We start from the raw sequence: 16,275 nt of genomic DNA, 5'->3' as shown, positions 1-16,275 counted from the left end.
CCCATGCAAAACGATAAGATTGTAGTCGGCCTCGACATTGGCACCACTAAAATTTGCGCCCTAGTTGGGCGAAAGAACGAGTTTGGCAAACTTGAAATCCTCGGCATGGGCAAAGCGGTGTCGGAAGGCGTCGTGCGTGGCATCGTGTCGAACATTGATAAGACCGTTGATGCCATTAAAAAAGCCATCCGTCAGGCCGAAGAACAATCAGGTATCAACATTGGCGTAGTCAACGTGGGTATTGCTGGGCAGCACATCAAGAGCTTGCAGCACAACGGCAGCATCACGCGCGCTTCCATGGACAATGAAATTACCGTGGAAGACGTGAACCGCCTGACCAACGACATGTACCGCCTGGTGACCCCGCCCGGCTCGGAAATCATCCACGTAATGCCCCAAGACTACAAGGTGGATTACGAGGAAGGCATCCTGGACCCCGTGGGCATGTCGGGCGTGCGCTTGGAGGGCAACTTCCACATCATCACGGCTCAGAGCACGGCTATCAACAACATCAATAAGTGCGTGACGAAGGCCGGGTTAGAAATCGATAACCTGATCCTGGAGCCCCTGTCGTCGAGCATGTCGGTGCTGAGCGAAGAGGAGAAAGAGGCCGGTGTAGCCCTGATCGACATTGGCGGTGGCACCACCGACCTCGCTATCTTCAAGGACGGCATCATCCGCCACGCGGCGGTGCTACCCTTTGGTGGCAACATCGTGACGTCTGACATCAAGCAAGGCTGCTTGGTGATGCAGAATCAGGCCGAGCAGCTGAAGGTGAAGTTCGGGAAAGCCATTGCCGAGGAAGCTAGCGACTACGAAATCGTGAGCATCCCTGGCCTGCGCGACCGGGCTCCCAAGGAGATTTCCCTCAAAAACCTCGCTCATATTATTGAGGCGCGGATGGAGGAAATTATTGAGTTGGTATACGCTGAAATTCAGCGCACTGGCCACGGCGACAAGCTAGCGGCTGGCATCGTGCTGACCGGTGGCGGCTCGCAGTTGCAGAACCTCGTGCAGCTAACGGAGTATATCACCGGTATGGATACTCGTATCGGCTACCCCAACGAGCACCTAGGGAAGAGCAAGATTGAGGCGGTGAAGTCGCCGATGTACGCTACTACCGTTGGGCTCGTGCTGTCGGGCTACCGCTCTATCGATGAGCGCGTGACCCGCAGCTACGAAGAGGAGCCGCAGCTGCCTGCGTACCGTCCGGCCCCCGAGGTTCGGCCTACGCCACCGCCCGCGCCTACGCAGCAGCAACAACAGCCCGAGCAACCTGCCCCGCCGAAGAAAACTTCGGGTGCTGGCAAGTTCTTCATGGACATCATCAGCCGCACGAAAGGACTGCTGATTGACGATTTTGACGATAAACAGTATTAGTTTAAAGGCTAAATTGTCAAATGGCTAAATAGCTGAATTGGTAAATGGTCGTCGTCTAACACCCTTTACAAACATCTGTTAACAATTCGGCCGATTCAGTCATTCGCCACCTATCATCTGACCTGTCAACAATGAATTATAAATTCGACATCCCGGCGCAATCCGACTCCATCATCAAGGTGATTGGCGTGGGTGGGGGCGGCTCTAATGCCGTCAACCACATGTTCAGCCAAGGTATCAAAGACGTTGAGTTCGTCATTTGCAACACCGACAAACAGGCGCTGCAAAGCAGCACCGTACCCAATAAACTCCAGATTGGCGTCGACCTGACCGAAGGGCTAGGTGCCGGCGCCAACCCTGAGCGAGGCAAGCAAGCGGCCATTGAAAGCCGCGAGCAAATCCGCGAGTTGCTCAGTAACGGTACCAAGATGGTCTTTATCACGGCTGGTATGGGCGGTGGTACGGGCACGGGCGCCGCGCCCGTCATTGCCAAAGTAGCGAAGGAGCTAGGTGTCCTCACGGTAGGTATCGTGACGGCGCCTTTCATGTTCGAAGGCAAGAAGAAGCGTCAACAGGCCGAGCACGGTATCAAAGAACTGAGCGAGAACTGCGACACGGTGCTGGTAATTCTCAACGATAAGCTCCGCGAGATTTTTGGCAACCTGCCCATTCGCGCTGCTTTCGCTAAGGCGGACAACGTGTTGAGCACGGCGGCTAAGAGTATCGCGGAAATCATCACGGTAACGGCCGAGGTGAACGTGGACTTTGAAGACGTGAAAACGGTCATGAAGGACAGCGGCGCTGCCGTAATGGGTAGCAGCATCACGGAGGGCGAAAACCGCGCTCATCGTGCGGCTGAGGAGGCTTTGGCTTCGCCGTTGCTCAACAACACCGACATTCATGGTGCGCAGAAGATCCTGCTCAGCATCATGTCGGGCGACCAGGCTGAGCTGGAAATGGACGAACTCACCGAAATCACGGAGTACATCCAAGACAAAGCCGGCCAGGACGCTGAGGTAATTTTCGGTCACGGTATCGACTCGACCTTAGGTCAGAGCATCCGCGTGACGGTTATTGCTACCGGCTTCGCCCGCGAAACGCACAACATCAGCATTCAGGGCCTAGGTACGCGAGCCGAGTCGGGCCCAGACGCACAGATCAATCTGTTCGACAAGGATCGGCAGGAAGCCCCGGCGCCGGTTGTACCGACGTTTAGCACGCCAGCACCTGCACCGGCGCCCGTAGCTGCTACCCCTGAGCCGCCGAAAGTGACGTTTGATCTGGAGACTTCGCCGTACTCCGCACCTGTACCGCCTGTAGCAGCACCCTCGTCGCCGGCTCCAGAGCCAGTGGTATATCAGGCAGCCCCCCAACCTCAGCCCCAACCAGCCCCCGCGCCGGTACCTTCCGCACGGCCTTCCTTGGATGCGCGGGCTGAAGAACGCCGCCGCCGCTTGCAGGAATTAAGCAACGGTCTCACCAATGATGCCATCAAGGATCAGTTGGAAACACCTGCTTATCTGCGTCGGCAAGTGAAGCTGGAAAACGTTGTGCCGTCAGGCGAGCGTAATATTTCACGCTTTAACCTATCTGACGATAACGAACTCCTTGGTGACAACCGTTTCTTGCACGACAACGTCGATTAGTTGCCAAGCATAAAGCACAAAAAGCTAGGCCCACCGAAGATTCTTCGGTGGGCCTAGCTTCTTGATAAGCGTATCATTAGCGCTGCGTTTTGGTAGCAGAGTCTGTAAGTTGGGCGTGGTTCATATTGATCGGATCAGCTCTTTCCGGATCAGCGGAAGTGGTCAGGGGGTGCGACGCTACCGAACATGCTGTCAGAAGCGTTAGCAGTGAAAGACAGAGCAAACGAGTAAAGTTCATGCAAATCAGCGAGGAGAAAGGGTGGTTAGAAAAGAATCAAGTACTGCGTAGTAGGCGGTTGAGAGGCTGCTCTACTATATAATAAAGTACAATAGCTAGAATATTTAGAACAACAAAAAGCTTGCCTGAATTTTCAGTCCAATTCCTTGCTAACCAAGCCTGTATGAAACCCATGTGAATAAGGTAAAAAACGTAAGAGCTTTTACCTAGTAGTTGTAATGGTGGAGAAGCCAGAAGGCGACGAATCCAAGTCTGCTCGGTGAGCAATCCAGCAAAAAACGTGATAATACCACTGGGAAGCACCACGTTATTGAGTGTAGTGCCGAAGGGATGTTCTTGCCCGTAGTTATAGCCACCTTTTACCCAGACCATGCCGCCTAGTGCAGCTGCCATTATAAGTACACCTAAGTAGGTAAGGAAGCCAGAAAAAGAGTAGCGTCGCAAGCGTCCTTGCCTGTACCAAATAGCGAGTTGCATCCCCGCATAGAACTCAAAGCACCGCCCGAAAAAGGTGTACAGTAGTACAAATTTGAAATCGCCGAACAAGCCATGGTGGTGCAATTGGCCTACCGTAAGAACTAGTAGACAGCCAAATGCTAACAATAGAAAAGGTTGAATCCATAACTTTATCTGCTTGTGCATCAGTATGAAAGCTATAGGTGCAAACAGATAAAAGCATTCCTCTACTGTGAGCGTCCAGCCCTGCGCTATACCCGAGAACTTCATCTCATCGAAGAAGCCGCGCAGAAACAGTACGTTGAATAACCAGGTACGCAAGGCAAATATTCTTTCTGTCTGAAAACGCAGCAGAAAGAATGCGGTGGTAAGCAGAAAATACATGGGATAAATTCTCGCCATGCGATTACGCAAGTAAGTGCCCCACCAGCGACTGTCCCGTTGCTCAGTACCATAGTAACGCAACGTGATTAAGAAGCCGCTCAGCACGAAAAAGATGGACACACCGATGTGAAACTCCAATACGATTCGGCTTAATAGCTGAGTAGCTCCTTCCGGCTGGAACGGATTGAAATGGTGCAGAAAAACCAAATAGGCGGCTACTGCTCGTATTCCCGTGAGGGCTGGTAGGTAAGTGGTCGAAAGCGTATTGACCTGTGCAGCGCTAGGTCGCGGGAGAAGAATAGGCATGGCGGAAGAATACAACCGCAAAATAAGCGCCCTATCTAGCTCCTAGGGTTTGAACGGGTCCGAAAAGCGCGCGTCCTGAATAAAGGTTGAGTCCGTAAGCGTATTCAGAAACGCAATAAGCTGCTTCTTTTGAGTTGTTGTAAGAACCAGTTGGTTGCTGAAAGCGGAATTGGTAGCATCCAGCAGGTTCGGGTCGATATTGGGGCTAGCAAGCTGCACATGGTCGCTGTAGTGGTCGAGTACTTGCTCAAGCGTTTGGAAGCGTCCGTCGTGCATGTAAGGTGCCGTCAGGGCAATGTTGCGCAGCGATGGTGCTTTGAACTTACCATTGTCGTAGCTCTGCTTGGTAACGCCGCCCCGACCTAGGTCTGTGAACGTAGCGTCGAGGCCGTTGTTGAAGAAGTCGCGGGCCGTAAACAAGGGGGCGCCGTGGCAATGAAAGCAGTTAGCACCCGGCAACGACACCGCTATGGGGTGGGTATTGAACAAGTTCAGGCCCTGCAACTCTGTCTGGTTCAGTGCCGTTCGGTCGCCGTTGTTGTACTTGTCAAAACGGGAGTTAGCCGAAATCAACGTGCGTTCGAATTGTGCCAAGGCCTTCAGCACGTTTTCTTCCGTAATGACTTTGGAGCCGAATGCTTGCCGGAATAGAGGAGGATATAAGTCAGTTTGCTGGAGCTTGGCTACCCCATCAGTCAGTGACTGATGCAGCTCCACCGGGTTTTCGATAGGAATACGTGCTTGCTGCTCCAGCGTCGCAACGGCACCGTCCCAATTCAAGCTAGTTTCCCAGAGCACGTTGGCTAGCGACATAGCCCCGCGCGGATGCTCCTGCCCATCGACGCCCAACGCGCGCGCCCGACCATCGGTGAATGCCTTGCGCTGCTGGTGGCAACTGCCACACGACATGGTATTGTCGCGCGACAGTTTGGTTTCGTAAAACAAGAACCGACCTAGCTTCACGCCCTCTTCCGTTAAGGGGTTATCGGCAGGAACCGTGACGCTCTGCGGAAATTTGCTGGGCAGCGCTAAACTATAGGGCGTGGTCACGACCGGTGTATCCTCGTCCGATTCCTGCTCCGGGTCCGTTTTGCCGCACGCTGCCAGCAAAAAGAAAACGAAAGCCGCAGTCCAGAGCCAAGAAGAAATACGCGGAAGGCTAGGTAGCATAGGCAGGGCAGGAGTATTCTTCAAGATACATATTCGCGCTCATAACACCGCTGGCTACAGACGGGTTTCACGCGTACAGAACGTATTCTGAACGCACTTTCAAGCGCAAGATTGTCGCTTACGTTATTCTTGCTTTCTTTTTAGTAAGTACTTGGTTTGCTTGAAGCTATAACCCACAGCCACGACAAAACGGCCCGCGCTGGCGGGGTGGTCGGTCAAGGCCGTGTACACGGGCAACTGCACACTGGAGTTCAGCGAGAAATTCTTATAGTACACGTCCAGCCCGGGGCCGAGTAGCGCGTTGTTCATTTCGTGCTCACCGGTGAGGTGTCCTTCCAGTTCTTCGCCGTCAGTCTTTTCATAAAAGAATTGGGCAGAAGGGTATACCTGCCAGTTGGTGCCTAGAGGGAGGCGATAAAACAGGCTAGCGAAGGTAGTGGTGCTAGGTGCAATGCTGTTCTCGAAGCGGTTGCGTGAGGCCACGCGGTAGCTACTGTTCACACTTAGCCCTAGGCTGTGCCAGCTGCCGATATAGTTGGCATACACGAAGCCATCAGTGGTGCCCGTGCCGACTTGATTTAGCAGCGGATAGCGTCGGCCGTCATGGTTTACGCGTTGGAAATTACCCGTTGGAAGCTTCACCCCGCCGCCCACAATCAAGCGGCTCTGCACGCCGGCCGTCTCGATGTTGCGGATCAGATGATAGCCGGCAAAAACCGTTACGTCGCCGAGACCGGAGGCGTTTAACTGCTTGCCGTTAATCTGCGAAGTGTTCATTACGTAAGGCACAAACGCATTCAGCTCCACGCGTTGTGAGAGGAAGTACTTACCGCGCAGCTCGATCACCCGAAAGGCTTCGTAGTCGTCGGGGTCGCCGTGGTGGGAGTGCTCGTAGCCGGTGTCGTTGTTGAAGTGCGCGGGAAAAAACGGTCGCACGCCATTCGGGAAAAACTGCGGAGTTTGCCCTAGCTGACGGTAGCCGTTGAAGATACGGTAACGGTGCATCAGTGAGACGCCACTTTGGTTATCGTAGGGAGTAATGCCCATGAAGCAACCGCAAATATCGCAGGCGTAGCCCGTGGCGCTGAATGCTAGGAGCAGGGAAATAGAAAGAAAGAATTTTTTCATGAAGCTAGCTTAGTGTCTACAAAGTCGTGTAGAAATAAATTGGTCGTCGCGCAGCTTATTACTAGGGCTGGCGCTCGGCTAGGCGCTTGTCTTTGATGAATTGCTCGTCGGTAAGTGTGGCCAAGAAGGCCAGTAAGTCACTTTTCTCTTGGGCCGAAAGCGCAATGCCGAACTGGCTGCTAGGTTGGCGCAACAGCGGATCGAGCGTGGGAGAATCCACCACACCCTGGTCGTAGTGGTCGAGCACTTGCACCAGTGTCTGAAAGCGGCCATCGTGCATGTAAGGCGCCGTGCGGGCAACATTGCGCAGTGAAGGCACTTTGAAAAGACCTAGGTCGCTAGCCACGCGCGTGATGTGTGCCCGCCCCGAGTCAGCGGCGAAAGAGCGGTCTAGGCCATTGTTGCGAAACGAACCATCGGTAAACAGATCGGTGCTGTGGCAAGTGGCGCACTTGGTGGCAAACAGCGCTTTGCCACTTAGCTCGCTCGCGCTGAGGGTACCACCAGCTTCTTGCCGAACATAATGGTCGTAGCGAGAATTGGCCGAAGTCAGCGACGCCGTGAACTGGGCTAGCGCCCGCAACAGCTGATACGAGTCGATGGGGGAGGTACCGTACACCGCGGTAAAACGACGTGGATAATCGGGGTCAGCGTTGAGCTTACGCAGTACGTTCTCCAAGGTCTCGTCCATCTCGACCGGGTTGGTGAGCGGTGCCAGCGGTAATGTCTCCAAGTTTTTAGGTCCGCCGTCCCAGAAAAAATTAGATTTCCATCGCAGGTTTTGCAACGCCGGTGCGTTGCGCGTACCTAGCCGGTTTGCCACGCCATGACTCACGCGATGATCAGCATTGGCAAAAGCAACAAACTGCTGGTGGCAACTTCCGCACGATACCTCGCCGGTCCGAGAAAGCTGAGGATCGTAGAATAGCGTGCGACCTAGCTCAAAGGCTTGCTGCGTCGGAGGATTGGTTTCCAACGCGTAAGTCGGTACCGGAAAGTTGGCGGGCAACACAGAGCCAGGCACTGTTACCGTAGGCTGCACATCGGCGTCGGGGTGGCAACTGCTCGTGAGCAGTCCTGCCAGCCCAAAGGCTGGCAGGACTAGCAACATGCTTTTCATCACGAGTTAGTTGGCGTGAATATGCGCCACCGTGAACATGCCGCTTTTACTGTAGTTATCGGCAACCTGCACGGAGGTAGCACCGCCCATGCTATTGGAAAGGTTCGCGAAGCGAATCTGATTTGGACTAGCAAACATCTTCAGCACGTCGGCCTGCATATGAATCTCCGGGCTATGATCTGTGCGCACCATAAGGGTGGTGCCGTTGAAGCTAGGTGAAATCGTACGGATCGTGTTGTAAGGATGTTGAAAACCACCAATATGAAATAGGAGCCCACCTCTGCTCGCCTGTGGCGAGGTGCCCTCTAGCTTCATGAAGATGTAGCCTGAATTCCACGTCCAAAACATGTTGTTGCTTGGGTCGAGCGCTCCTGTTTGCGCGCCAGATACATTGCGCGTACTATCGACACCAATCGTGAAGGTGATGCCGGTATAGTCTCCTACCGGTACGTCTTTGAGGGAAAGATGCTTGGAGGCATCATCGGCTTGGCTAACCAAGTAATAGCTATCGGGCTGCACGTACGCAGTGCCATCTGCTTTCGTCAGGCGGATGTTTGAGATGTAGTAATTGAAGGTCGTAACCGTAAACTGGTCGCCGGCGGCTGTTGTGTAGTTGCCGGTGTTAAGAGCTAGTGGGGAGTTGCCTACTACATTGTCAAATTCGATGTCCACTCCTCCGACACTATCGGCGGGAGTTGTATCGTCTTTGTCGCAGCTGGTGAAGGTAATAGCGGTAAAGGCCAGCGCTAACCAAAGCGAGGAAAGTTTAGAAAACAGCATTTGTGAAAGTCTTCGGGTAAAACTGAAACGCAGGCGTATGTGCTGGCACTATCTTCCAGAAAGTGTCAGCGGTTCGCCCCAAAAGCGGAGTTCAGACCTGAAGGGAAGGAGGATGAAAAATGCTGTGTGCGGGCGTAAATGCGTAGGCGGCTGCCACAGGCAGCGCATACTGCGGCGACACGGAGGGCCACCAAATGGGCGCACTAACGAGCGAAGCAAGCGGCGCTACTGCTTCGTATTTTACTTTCGCAAAACCTACGGGTGCTTTGCTTTCTGCATCGGCTGCCTTGCGAAGCTGCTTAGCCAAATGACACTTACCATTACAGTGAAGTTGAGGCTTCGCTTTATTCACGCAGAAAAGCTCCGTGATTCGCTCCTTGTGCACTTGGTAATCCAGCACCATCAACTCCTGACTGAACGTCTGGAGCAGGATAAGTGCGGATAGAAACCAAGCAAAAGCGCGCGTCATGCTGCAAAAGCAGGTAAGTGAGATGGCAAAGATAGGGGCTAGGTCCAGGATGCAAATCTTGAGCGCAAGATTTGTTCGCCAGACAATTCAGATCAGAAAGCGATGAGTTGGTCGGTCTGCTCGGCGAGCAATTGCTGGTATAAGGCATTCGTGAGCTCCCCATCAGCCGTCAGGTGCTGGTCGAGGAATGGTAGCCGAACGCGGGTGGGAAGTACTGCCGTACCTAGGTACATCAGAATGTCGGTCATGTGGCTCAAGGCTAACAGACCTCCTTGGCTACCGGTACCTAGGCCAACAAGTGCCGCTTTCTTGCCCCGAATACCCCCTGGATAGGGGAGGCCATCAATAAACATTTTGAGCACGCCTGGATAGGAGCAGTTATACTCAGGCACTACGAAGACGAGTTTATCTGCTTCGCTGGCTAGCTTGACGAGTTGATTGAATTCTGGGTGCTGGCCTACGTTATCGTAAAGCGCATTGGTGATAAAATCAGCAGGCAGCGCTGCTAAGTCAAGCAATTGGTGAGCTGCTCCGCGTTGTGCTAATAAGCTAGCATACAAGTGTGCAATGCGAAGTGCGCGTGAATTGGGTCGGTTGGTGCCCGCGATGATAGTAATCATTCAGCGTGTGTAATAAAGAGAAGTTAACCCATAACAGTTAAGTGCGCAGTTTGGCTATATAATGCCAGTAGCTAGTGCGAAAAGTCTCAACTTTCAGTTTGTAAGCTTGGGTACAGGACAATAAAAAAGCGAACCAGTGCTGGTTCGCTTTTTTATTATGTTTAAATCAAGCCTTAAGCTAGGTTGTTAGAAGTAGCTTTTGCCGAAATAAACTCACGGTTCATAAGGGCAATATTTTCCAGCGAAATACCTACCGGGCACTCAGCGGCGCACTGACCGATGTTGGTGCAAGCGCCGAAACCTTCCTTGTCCATCTGGGCAATCATGTTTTCCACGCGGGTCTTGCGTTCTACTTGGCCTTGTGGCAACAAAGCTAGCTGCGATATTTTTGCCGACACGAAAAGCATAGCCGAAGCGTTCTTACAAGCCGCCACGCAAGCGCCACATGCAATGCAAGTAGCCGCTTCGAAAGCACGGTCAGCAACGGGCTTCGGAATTGGAATCTCGTTGCCGTCCGGAGCACCACCAGTGTTTACGCTCACGTAGCCACCGGCCTGAATGATACGGTCGAAGGCCGAACGATCCACGCTTAGGTCACGGTTTACCGGGAAAGCGTTGGCACGCCAGGGTTCAATCGTGATGGTGTCGCCATCGCTGAACTTACGCATGTGAAGCTGACAAGTCGTCGTACCTTTTTCTGGTCCGTGCGCGCGGCCGTTGATGAACAAGTTACACGAACCACAGATTCCTTCGCGGCAATCGTGGTCAAAGGCAACCGGTTCCTCTCCTTTATGCAGCAGGTCCTCGTTCAGTACGTCCAGCATCTCCAGAAAAGACATTTCCGGGGAGATATCTTTTACTTGATATTCCACAATCTGGCCCTCAGCGTTGCGGTTCTTTTGCCGCCATACCTTTAGGGTGAGATTCATGGGTTTGGCATTCGGGTTACTACCAGCCATTTTATAAAAATTTGAATTTTGAGTTTTAAATGTTGAATGAGCTAAGGAATGAACAATGAATAGCTGCTTAGCATTCTACTACCTAGCAGCTATTCAAAATTCAACATTCAAAATTCAACATTACTTATAGCTGCGCTGCGTGAGCTTCACGTTTTCGAACTGCAGTTCTTCCTTATTCAGGATTTCGGGCTTGCCTTCGCCGGCAAATTCCCAAGCAGCCACGTAAGCGAAGTTTTCGTCATCGCGCAATGCTTCGTTCTCAGGCGTCTGGTATTCCTCGCGGAAGTGACCACCACAACTTTCGTTCCGGTGCAGAGCATCGTCTACCATAAGCTCACCTAGCTCAATGAAGTCAGCTACGCGGCCCGCATTCTCCAGGGCTTGATTCAACTCTTCGTTGGTGCCAACCAGTTTCAGGTCGCTCCAGAACTCCTTACGAAGCTTCTGAATCTCTGCCTTGGCATGGCGCAAACCCTCTGCATTACGTGCCATGCCGCAGTATTCCCACATAATGTGGCCAAGAGCCTTGTGGAACTCTGTTGGCGTCCGGTTGCCTTTGATGCTAATCAGCTTGTTGATCCGCTCCCGTACCTCAGCTTCTGCCTGCGCGAAAGCAGGGTGCTGCGTCGTGACGGGCGTGGGCGCCGTTTGAGCTAGGTAGTCACCAATCGTATAAGGAATAACGAAGTAACCATCAGCCAAACCTTGCATCAGGGCCGAAGCACCTAGGCGGTTAGCTCCGTGGTCAGAGAAATTGCACTCACCGGTAGCATACAAGCCCGGAATAGTGGTTTGCAAGTTATAATCAACCCAGAGGCCACCCATGGTGTAATGCACAGCTGGGTAGATGCGCATCGGCAACTCATAAGGGTTTTCGCCGGTGATCTTCTCGTACATCTCGAACAAGTTGCCATATTTCTGGCTCACCTTGTCGGCGCCTTCACGCTTGATAACGTCGGCAAAGTCGAGGTATACGGCTAGGCCTGTCGTTCCTACGCCGCGTCCTTCGTCGCAAGCCTGCTTGGCATTACGTGAAGCCACGTCGCGAGGTACTAGGTTACCGAAAGCAGGGTATTTACGCTCCAAGAAGTAGTCGCGCTCCTCTTCTGGAATCTGACGTGGGTCACGCTTGTCGCCCTTGGCTTTTGGCACCCACACCCGGCCGTCATTACGCAGCGACTCCGACATCAGCGTCAGCTTCGACTGGTAATCGCCCGATACCGGGATGCAGGTTGGGTGAATCTGGGTGAAGCAGGGGTTGGCAAAGAAAGCACCCTTCTTGTGGGCGCGCCATGGAGCCGTTACGTTGCAGTACTTGGCGTTCGTACTCAGATAGAATACGTTACCGTAACCACCCGTAGCTAGAATGACAGCGTGCGCCGAGTGCGTTTGGATCTCGCCAGTGATGAGGTTACGCGTTACGATACCGCGGGCTTTGCCATCTACTACTACCAAATCCAGCATTTCGGAACGGGTGTAGAGCTTCACCTTTCCGTAAGCCACTTGGCGACTTAAAGCCGAATAAGCACCTAACAATAGCTGCTGACCCGTTTGACCGCGAGCATAGAAAGTGCGGCTTACCTGCGCGCCACCAAAGGAACGGTTAGCGAGCAATCCACCGTATTCGCGGGCGAAAGGTACACCTTGTGCTACGCACTGGTCGATGATGTTTACCGATACCTGAGCCAATCGGTACACGTTGGCTTCGCGGGCACGATAGTCACCACCTTTGATAGTATCATAAAACAAACGGAACACAGAGTCACCGTCGTTTTGATAGTTCTTAGCAGCGTTGATGCCACCCTGCGCCGCAATGGAGTGGGCGCGGCGTGGCGAATCGTGATAGGTGAAAGCTTTTACGTTGTAGCCTAGCTCCGCTAGCGAAGCTGCCGCCGATGCACCTGCCAAGCCCGTACCGACGATGATAACGTCGTATTTACGTTTGTTGGCTGGGTTTACGAGCTTGACGTTGAACTTATGCTTCTCCCATTTCTCGGCCAATGGGCCCTCGGGAATTTTGGAATCCGGTAGCATCTTAATGAGCGAGTTCTGGTTTGAAGAAGAAGAAATACAGCGGCATCGCGGCAAAACCAGCGCACACAATGATGGCGAAAGCGTAGCCGATAATCCGAACAAGGGGAGTGTACTTGCGATGGTTCAAGCCTAGCGTTTGGAAACCGCTACGGAAACCGTGGATTAGGTGGTAACACAAAGCCACTTGGGCCGCCACATAAAGCAGTACATACCACCATTGCTTAAAGGAACTGTACACCAAAGTGTAGAGGTCCGCGTTGTTGTTGATATCGGGGTCCAAATCGCCGAAACGGGCCCGATAAAAGAAGTTGTACATGTGTACCAGCAAGAAAAGCAGGATGATGGTGCCGAGCAGCGCCATGCTGCGCGAGTACCAAGGACTGTTCTGGCTAGGACGGCTATCCACATAAGCGACCGAACGAGCTGCCCGATTTCGGACGGCTAGCGTATACGACTCGTAAATGTGGAAAACGAAACCCAATAGTAATCCCCACTCAACAGTGCGAATCACTGGGTTGGTGCCCATGAAGTGTGAATAAATGTTGAAGGCGGCTCCGCCATCATCCTTGAACAGCTGAAAGTTGCCAATCAGGTGGACTACCAAAAACGAGCAAAGAAACAAGCCCGTGATGGCCACTATGACCTTACGGCCAATACTGCTGGAAAATGTATTACTAATCCAACTCATAGGAGCTACTAGTAGGTAAAGAAACGTTAGTTGTAGTGGTCAAAGGTAGGAGCCGATTATGTACGAAACAATCCAAATTATTCGTTTGGCTAGTACATGAATCAATCTCGAACCTCCGTCGTTAGAGCATACTAGCTTTCTTCTAACCTAGCCCCGTACTTTTTTGTTAGATTTCTCAGCGGCTTTTTTGCTCTTTTTCATCCCTCTGCACACAACCTGATCTTCTATGATTCTTTCGCTACCTGCTGCTAATAGGCGGTTGCTACTGGCATTGTGGATAGGCTTATCCTGTTTGCTGCTTTTAGCGCGCAACACCCAAGCTTCCCACTTACGTGCCGGCGACATTCAAGCCAAAGTGGACACAACGGCGGGTCGCAACCCACGCCGCATCTTCTTCAAGATGATCTTGTACACGGACAACGCTCCATCAAGCGTCCGGCAACCAACCGCTACAATCTTCTTTGGCGACGGTACTAGCAGCGGAGTGGATGCTATTAAGCGCTCTACGGCTGATCCGATACGCGTGTCGAATACCACCGACCTCAATATCTACTACTTTGAGCACACCTACAATGCGGTCGGGACCTACACGGTCAGCTTTATCGGAGAAAACCGCAACCGGGATATTCTGAACATTCCTGATTCATTTAACCGGTCGTTCTACATCTCCACCACGATTGTCATTGATCCGGCGCTGGGCTTTAACCGTGCGCCCATCTTAACGGCACCTGCTATCGACCGTGCTGGTCGCAACCAAGTGTTTTTGCACAACCCCGCTGCTTTTGATGCAGATGGCGATTCCTTGAGCTTTCAGCTGGTGCGCTGCCAGTATGTGCCCGAAGGTATAGAAGGTACGGCTTCCCCTACAGGCAATAACCGGCCTAACAACCAGGTTTGCCCTGGCTATACTTTTCCCGACGATCCTGCTTTTGGTGGTACCAGTGTCCTTTACAATGGGCCCCCCAGCGACCCGGGTGGGAATGCTGTACGGTTTTCGCAGGACGTGCGAACCGGCCAAATCGTGTGGAATGCGCCGTTTAGGCTAGGTTATTACAATGCTGCCTTCGTGGTAAGTGAGTGGCGACGCGTAGCCGGAGCACCGGCTCGGCGCATCGGTCAAGTAATTCGGGATATGCAGATCATCGTAGAAAACAACGAGAACCTGCGGCCCCTCCTCAAAATACCCAATGACACTTGCGTAGTGGCCGGCACCACGGTAACACGTACTATCACCGCTACCGACCCTGATCGGAATCCGGTTACCATTTTTGCGTATAGCGGGATCATTCCGCCGGCTACCTTCCGGCAAACAGCAGCAGGGCCACCCACAGCGCGTGGAACTTTCACATGGACGCCTAACTGCAACAACATCGCGAGCGAGCCAACGCAAATTGTGTTCAAGGCGCAAGATACTCCCACTTCCGGTTCGCCACTGATCGACGAGCGAGGATGGCGAATTACGGTGATTGGGCCGGCTCCAACGGGGCTAACTGCTCAGCAGAACGCAACGATTCCACCCTCCGTGACGCTACGCTGGAACCGGTACCTAGCCGATTGTGTGGGCCGTGATGGCATTCAACTTTTGATTTTCCGTAAGGAAGGTTGCACTAACTTCACCCCATCTGCCTGCGAAACTGGCTTACCTGCTTCATTAGGCTATGTGCAGGTGGGTTCTGTCGCTAAAGACACCCAGCAGTTCACCGATACGCAAGGTTTAGAGCGAGGCAAGTCCTATTCGTACCGCATCTACGCAACGTTCCCACTGCCTGGTGGTGGAGCTAGCTTAGCCTCGCAAGAGGTTTGCGTGCCAATACAAGGCAAGAGCGCTCTACTCAAGAACGTAACGGTAGACCAGACCAGCACTACAGCCGGCGCTATCACGGTGCGTTGGACGGCGCCTAAAACGGGCCCCAACATCCCAGGTGGCTTTCCAACTCCGAATAGCTATCGCCTCTCGCGGGCCGTAGGGCAGGGTACTACCAACTTTACATCCGTATTCACAACTAGCAACCTAGCCGATACTAGCTACGTGGACACAGGGCTGAACACCCAGTCGAACGCGTATACCTATCGCCTAGAGTTCTTTGTAGGTGGCATACCTGGGCAAGCAGGCGTGCAAAGCGAGTCTACTCAACCAGCATCGAGTGTGCGCCTGACCGCGGTAGCCAACCAAACCGCCACGCAGGTGAACCTAACCTGGACGTACGCGGTGCCGTGGACTAATGCGGGGCGTCCTACACTAGTCTTCCGTCGCAACCCAGGCAGCAATACCTTTGTGCAGATTGCTAGTGTAACAGGCGGGGCTACTGGCGGTAGCTACGTGGATCAGGGTTCGGCAACAGCGCCGTTGCAGAAAGGGGAGACCTACTGCTACTACGTGCAGACGGAAGGCGGCTATGGTTTGCCTGGCAACTCCTACCTGAATACGCTAATCAACTTGAGCCAGCAGCAGTGTGTCGTGCTAGCGGCCATACCGTGCCCGCCAGTGTTACGCTTGGTGAACAATTGCGACAGCCTGAACGCAGTAGTGAGCAGCCGCTCCGGGGTGTTCCCGCGCCCAGGGGAGACGTACACCAATTTCTTGCGCTGGACTTTGGACACAAATGCGCCTGCGGGCTGCGTTACAGATATTGCCTACTACCGCATTTTCTCGCGGGCCGCTAACGAAACGCAAATGAGTTTGCGCGACTCTACCCGCACCCCCGGCGTGACCAGCTACGATGACAAAGGGTTGCTGTCGCAAGCTGTGTGCTACCAAGTGCAGGCGGTGGATGTGCGCGGGCAGCGCAGTGCGCTCAGTGCGGAGGTGTGCGCCGACAACTGCCAGCTGTTTGTGTTGCCGAATATCTTCACGCCAAACGGGGACGGTATCAACGATACGTTCCGGCCGAAGGTGT

Annotated in this window: 13 protein-coding genes; 3 read left to right on the top strand and 10 right to left on the bottom strand. The window is 53.2% G+C overall.

The window, feature by feature from the left end:
- The first annotated feature begins 3 nt into the window (after positions 1-3).
- Together ftsA and ftsZ are read left to right on the top strand one after the other, a co-directional pair.
- Positions 4-1,380 carry a cell division protein FtsA gene (gene ftsA, locus BXP70_RS17750; protein WP_086595461.1) on the top strand — a complete coding sequence of 459 codons (1,377 nt, stop codon included), beginning with the start codon at positions 4-6 and terminating at the stop codon, positions 1,378-1,380.
- Positions 1,381-1,511: 131 nt separating this feature from the next.
- Positions 1,512-3,026 (top strand): cell division protein FtsZ, encoded by a 1,515-nt coding sequence (ftsZ, locus tag BXP70_RS17745; protein ID WP_086595460.1) that lies wholly within the window; start codon positions 1,512-1,514, stop codon positions 3,024-3,026.
- A gap of 274 nt (positions 3,027-3,300) precedes the next feature.
- Here the strand turns inward: ftsZ and BXP70_RS17740 are convergent, their stop codons facing one another.
- The 10 genes from BXP70_RS17740 to BXP70_RS17695 form a co-directional block, all read right to left on the bottom strand.
- Positions 3,301-4,410, bottom strand: a complete 1,110-nt coding sequence (locus BXP70_RS17740; RefSeq protein WP_086595459.1) for an acyltransferase family protein — start codon at positions 4,408-4,410, stop codon at positions 3,301-3,303.
- A 42-nt stretch (positions 4,411-4,452) separates the two neighbouring features.
- The gene (locus tag BXP70_RS17735; protein ID WP_086595458.1) at positions 4,453-5,580 is read right to left on the bottom strand and encodes a cytochrome-c peroxidase; all 1,128 of its coding nucleotides are present in this window, start codon (positions 5,578-5,580) and stop codon (positions 4,453-4,455) included.
- A 123-nt stretch (positions 5,581-5,703) separates the two neighbouring features.
- Positions 5,704-6,708, bottom strand: coding sequence for a hypothetical protein (locus BXP70_RS17730; RefSeq protein ID WP_086595457.1), 1,005 nt, complete (start codon positions 6,706-6,708; stop codon positions 5,704-5,706).
- Positions 6,709-6,769: 61 nt separating this feature from the next.
- Positions 6,770-7,828, bottom strand: a complete 1,059-nt coding sequence (locus BXP70_RS17725; RefSeq protein ID WP_086595456.1) for a cytochrome-c peroxidase — start codon at positions 7,826-7,828, stop codon at positions 6,770-6,772.
- A 6-nt stretch (positions 7,829-7,834) separates the two neighbouring features.
- Positions 7,835-8,608 carry an MbnP family protein gene (locus BXP70_RS17720; protein ID WP_086595455.1) on the bottom strand — a complete coding sequence of 258 codons (774 nt, stop codon included), beginning with the start codon at positions 8,606-8,608 and terminating at the stop codon, positions 7,835-7,837.
- 91 nt (positions 8,609-8,699) lie between these two features.
- Entirely contained in the window at positions 8,700-9,077 is a 378-nt protein-coding gene (locus BXP70_RS17715) for a hypothetical protein (RefSeq protein WP_086595454.1), read from the bottom strand.
- Between the two features lie 92 nt (positions 9,078-9,169).
- Positions 9,170-9,697, bottom strand: a complete 528-nt coding sequence (locus BXP70_RS17710; RefSeq protein ID WP_086595453.1) for an NADPH-dependent FMN reductase — start codon at positions 9,695-9,697, stop codon at positions 9,170-9,172.
- Positions 9,698-9,870: 173 nt separating this feature from the next.
- A complete protein-coding gene (locus BXP70_RS17705) occupies positions 9,871-10,626 on the bottom strand; it encodes a succinate dehydrogenase/fumarate reductase iron-sulfur subunit (protein ID WP_086595452.1) in 756 nt (251 codons plus the stop codon).
- A gap of 150 nt (positions 10,627-10,776) precedes the next feature.
- A complete protein-coding gene (locus BXP70_RS17700) occupies positions 10,777-12,690 on the bottom strand; it encodes a fumarate reductase/succinate dehydrogenase flavoprotein subunit (RefSeq protein WP_086595451.1) in 1,914 nt (637 codons plus the stop codon).
- Position 12,691: 1 nt separating this feature from the next.
- Positions 12,692-13,378, bottom strand: coding sequence for a succinate dehydrogenase cytochrome b subunit (locus tag BXP70_RS17695; RefSeq protein WP_086595450.1), 687 nt, complete (start codon positions 13,376-13,378; stop codon positions 12,692-12,694).
- 226 nt (positions 13,379-13,604) lie between these two features.
- On the opposite strand from BXP70_RS17695, the gene BXP70_RS17690 reads away from it, so the two are divergent.
- Positions 13,605-16,275: gliding motility-associated C-terminal domain-containing protein (locus BXP70_RS17690; protein ID WP_143436554.1), on the top strand; the 2,671-nt coding region annotated here is incomplete at its 3' end.

The sequence above is a fragment of the Hymenobacter crusticola genome (genome assembly GCF_002154225.1).
Taxonomy (GTDB): Bacteria; Bacteroidota; Bacteroidia; order Cytophagales; family Hymenobacteraceae; genus Hymenobacter; species Hymenobacter crusticola.
Note: the sequence above shows the minus strand (reverse complement) of the source record. Positions and strands in the feature narration are given on the sequence as shown.